Below are 4,148 nucleotides of genomic sequence, written 5' to 3' on the forward strand. Positions count from 1 at the left end.
TTCGGACTGTTGCTAATGGATTCGATGCGCCCCAGCCCTTTGGGTGCCCAGCGCAAAAACAGCACGCACGCGAGCAGCAGCGCCAGTGCAATCCATTTCCAGCGAATCGTGATTGTCAGCTGCATTTACTCGCACCGGCATCGGGACGCGCCTTCGTCATCTCGCCGCGGATAGTCTCCCGGCGGCGATCCAGCCGGGAGATTCAGTATGTACGAGTCGTCGCCAGAGCCGACCATCAACGTGAGACTGCCTGGGAGCGGCCATAAGATGGCCCCGTTACCGTTCATGTCAAAAATCTTGCTCTCGCCAAGCAACTCGCGTGTGCTGTTGCGGTACACGCGAACGAAACTAGGAACGTCGGCATTCCACCAGCCCCGACCGCTAAAAATCGACGGCGACCAGAATTCAACGCGATAGAAGCCGTTTGGGCTGTTGTGAATGGATTCGATGCGTCCCAACCCTTTGGGTGCCCAGCGTGCGAATACAACACAAGCGAACAGACCTGCCAGCACGACCCATTTCCATCGGATGTCGATTGTTACTTTCATACGGCGTTCAAAGCTGTATCTCTCGAATAGCGGGCTGATGCCATCGAACGTCGGAAAACACCAGAAAGTCCCCCCCGGAATTTTGTGCTTCCTGCCAGCGTCGAAAGTCTCCGTTGAAGACGGGCACGAAGCCGGGATACCGCGCGGACAGTTCGCTGTAAGCGGCGAACAGGCTGTCGCCACGACTGGACAAGAGTGCCATGAATTCCATGGTTTCGGCCTTCGTCAGGCAACGATCGCGACTCCGCACGCCTAACGGCTCCGGTACGAGACCGCCATCGGTGAAATCATAGGTGTCACGGATATAGCAGCCGAGTCGATCAACGACGAATATGTCGCGCCCGCCGCTGGACAGCGCGGTGTGGCCAACTGCGGCTAGATAGCACACGGCAGTTCCAAGGGCGCCATACATGTCATCAAGCACGTCGCTGCGCGCACCAAAGAGGCTCAGGTTTGTCTGGCAGTTTGCATGGAGCGCTCTCGCGGTCGTGTAAGCCTGACCCGTTTGCATGTCGTAGCCCAACATGACAGGAGTGCTGAGGCCAGGGTGCCAGCCCTGCTTTTTCAGCAACTTGGTGAGTCTGTCTACGCCATTGGGGTTGGCCCAGTTGAGCATCAATCGGTCATGGGCCGAGCTACATCGCGGATAGTGCAATGCCCAGTCCATGGTGACGATGTGATCGTCGTAATATTCTTGCGACAATTCCAGCGGACTGGTTTTTCCCGCGCGGACAGCATTGCTCATTGCATAGGGTGGATTACCAAACCACCGCCGCATCAGCCGTGCTGCCGTCGCCCACCCCATCCGATCCATCGCAGTAGGGATTTCGCTCAGCTGTAACGGGCTCAGGGAGTGGCGCGTCGGTTGGTAGCCGCTTTCGGGTGCAAGCTTGGTCGTGACGAGTGGGTTCATGCGTCGACCCCAATGCGTACTTGAATGGCATAAGCCAGCGACACGCTCCCGGCCGTATCGGTGCGAAAGCGTGCCGTGATGCCGGAAGCATCGGTGGTGCCGGTGTGGCGTGACCCGTCGCTGCTTACGAGTCCATAGTGATAATCCGCTAGGGGCGCCTTGTGATCGGCGTGGCAGAGCTGGAACGCGGCGCAGAAGAGCGCGTCGGTCGGCGTGCTCGCCGCGCGCACTGTCGGTGACGCGGGGTAGGCGCTGCCCTCCCCGGGCTTGAGTTCAACATGGAAGTTGCTGTGCTGCGCAATCACACGGTGTGTGCCACGCGGACAGCCGCAGATGATCAGGCTACCGTGGAACGCAGCGGGTTTTCCTCGCACCTTCCAGAGGCTGGCACCTTCTACAATCCTGCCCACTTGCTTGCAATCGGGGCACCAGACTTCCGTGCCGAGCAGGGCTGTGGGCTCACCAAAACTCCTACAGAGCGGGTCGCCGCTGCGAATGCGGCCACGGCGCGTGGTGGTGTCGTTGAGCAATGCAATCCGTACTCGATGGCTCATGGTGGCTCCAAAGGTGAAACGTTAGAACCTAGCGCAAGCCACCACCGTGACGATATCGGCGTATTCTGGTTTTGCGAACACTTCCAGGCGATCGTGATCGTCCATTCGTTGTGGGTCATGCACAACATGAACGCCAACATGATGATGCACTGAGGCTCGCCTCACGCTGCACGAGAAAGGCGCCCCTAGCGGGCGCCTTTTTCATTGGGCGAAGCGGATCGCGTGTGTGCTGCAATCGGCGGCGGCAAAGGCCAGCAGCTGCGCGCCTTCCTCCTCCAGCGCAGCCGCGTCGCGCTTGGCCAGCCTCGCAAACGGGGAGAGCGTGAGCGTGGCCCGTTCGCGCTCGGTCGCAAGCTTCCAGGTGCCGGCGACGAAGCCGTCGATCAGCAGCGTCGGCGGCAGGATGCCGTTCTTCGTGTAGATCGCCTTGCGGTGGCCGTCGTCGAGGATGCGTGCGCGGTCGGCATGCGCCAGCAGCGCGCAGTCGAGTTCGGGCAGGAAGCGCACCGGTGCCGGCATCTCGGCATCGGGGCGCGGCGCGCGCGGCAGGTCGAACAGCTCGACGCCGTGCTCGTCGACGAAGGTCTTCAGTTGTGGGCGCAGTGTCTCGAACGCTGCCGATAGCCGTGTCAGCCCGGACCACGCCTGCGCGTCGGCCACCGACGCCGGGCCGTAGCCGGCGAGGTAGCGCAACACCAGGGCTTCCGGCGTGGCAGCGGGCTCGGTGGCTTCGCCCAGCCAGTCGGCGACGGTGGCCAGTGCCGCTTGACCGGAGCCGCGCCACAGGCCGCGCGGCGGCACCTGCACCAGCGGTTCCAGCAACGGAATCGCCCGGGCCAGCGCGGCCGCATCGTGCTTGGGCCACAGCGGTTGCAGGCACTCGCCCAACTGCACCGCGGTGAGCGGGCCGTCGGCCAACGCTGCCCGTGCCGCCGCACGCAGCGCTGCGGGATCGATGTCGGCGACCACCTTGCCGGGGCCGCTGAAGGCCAGGCGCAGCATCTGCGCGTCCAGCAGCGGGCGCAGCGCCAGGTAGTCGCGTGCGCTCGCCAGATGCAATGTGCAGCGCATCATCGCGCCGCGCACGGCACGGCGACGGGTCAGTAGCCGGTCGAGCGCCTCCGTGCGAAACCCCGCCAACCGCGACCACAGCCCATAGTGCGGCGCCTGCGGAATCTGCGACTGCAGCGCCACCAGCCGTTCGATGGCGGCCAGCGGCGCCATCCGGCTGCGGCGCAGGAGCAACTGGCGGTCGAGCAGCGCGCGGTTCAGCGCACGGCGCGTCAGCAGCGGGGCGGAGGTCGATGAGCGGGGCATGCCGTTGTCCAGAGCCGGATTTGGCCGATTGTGCCGCAAACGCCGCGCGTTCGGGCCCGGCGGCGGCCCTGCCTTTGCTACACTCCGCGCATTCCCAATTTCACGCGCATCACCCCATGGCACAGTACGTTTTCACCATGAACCGCGTGGGCAAGATCGTTCCGCCCAAGCGCCAGATCCTCAAGGACATCTCGCTGTCGTTCTTCCCGGGCGCCAAGATTGGCGTGCTGGGCCTGAACGGCTCGGGCAAGTCGACCGTGCTCAAGATCATGGCCGGCCTCGACAAGGACATCGAGGGCGAAGCCACGCCGATGCCGAACCTGAACATCGGCTACCTGCCGCAGGAGCCGCAGCTCGATCCGGCCAAGACCGTGCGTGAGGAAGTCGAGAGCGGCCTGGGCGAGGTGATGGCCGCGCAGAAGCAGCTCGAAGCCGTCTATGTCGCCTACGCCGAGCCGGATGCGGATTTCGACAAGCTGGCCGAAGAGCAGGCCCGCCTGGAAGCCATCATCGCCGCCGGTGCCGGCGACAACATCGAGCTGCAGCTGGAGATCGCCGCTGACGCGCTGCGCCTGCCGCCGTGGGACGCCAAGATCGAGCACCTGTCGGGCGGTGAGAAGCGCCGCGTGGCGCTGTGCAAGCTGCTGCTGTCGCGCCCCGACATGCTGCTGCTGGACGAGCCGACCAACCACCTCGATGCAGAATCGGTGGACTGGCTCGAACAGTTCCTCACGCGCTTCCCGGGCACCGTGGTGGCCGTCACCCACGACCGCTACTTCCTCGACAACGCCGCCGAGTGGATTCTCGAACTCGACC

General features: G+C 63.9%; 4 protein-coding genes. 1 reads left to right on the forward strand and 3 read right to left on the reverse strand.

What is annotated here, in order from left to right; translation table 11 throughout:
* Nucleotides 1-555: 555 nt before the first annotated feature.
* The 3 genes from QZ609_RS24980 to QZ609_RS24990 form a co-directional block, all read right to left on the reverse strand.
* On the reverse strand, nucleotides 556-1,461 hold the full coding sequence (locus QZ609_RS24980) for a DUF6402 family protein (protein WP_295500695.1): 906 nt from the start codon (nucleotides 1,459-1,461) through the stop codon (nucleotides 556-558).
* Nucleotides 1,458-2,015 (reverse strand): PAAR domain-containing protein, encoded by a 558-nt coding sequence (locus tag QZ609_RS24985; RefSeq protein ID WP_295500697.1) that lies wholly within the window; start codon nucleotides 2,013-2,015, stop codon nucleotides 1,458-1,460. The genes QZ609_RS24980 and QZ609_RS24985 overlap by 4 nt, the downstream gene beginning before the upstream one ends.
* A gap of 201 nt (nucleotides 2,016-2,216) precedes the next feature.
* Nucleotides 2,217-3,332, reverse strand: a complete 1,116-nt coding sequence (locus QZ609_RS24990; protein WP_295500700.1) for a winged helix DNA-binding domain-containing protein — start codon at nucleotides 3,330-3,332, stop codon at nucleotides 2,217-2,219.
* A 116-nt stretch (nucleotides 3,333-3,448) separates the two neighbouring features.
* Between QZ609_RS24990 and QZ609_RS24995 the strand changes: the two genes are divergently transcribed.
* Nucleotides 3,449-4,148, forward strand: a 700-nt coding sequence (locus QZ609_RS24995) for an ATP-binding cassette domain-containing protein (RefSeq protein ID WP_295500703.1), incomplete at its 3' end; no start/stop codon positions are given.

The organism is uncultured Ralstonia sp. (assembly GCA_913056305.1).
GTDB lineage: Bacteria > Pseudomonadota > Gammaproteobacteria > Burkholderiales > Burkholderiaceae > Ralstonia.

Coding starts and splice junctions, on each gene's coding strand:
- QZ609_RS24990 (WP_295500700.1), bottom strand. CDS start 3,332: ATGCCCCGCTCATCGACCTCCGCCCCGCTGCTGACGCGCCGTGCGCTG.
- QZ609_RS24980 (WP_295500695.1), bottom strand. CDS start 1,461: ATGAACCCACTCGTCACGACCAAGCTTGCACCCGAAAGCGGCTACCAA.
- QZ609_RS24985 (WP_295500697.1), bottom strand. CDS start 2,015: ATGAGCCATCGAGTACGGATTGCATTGCTCAACGACACCACCACGCGC.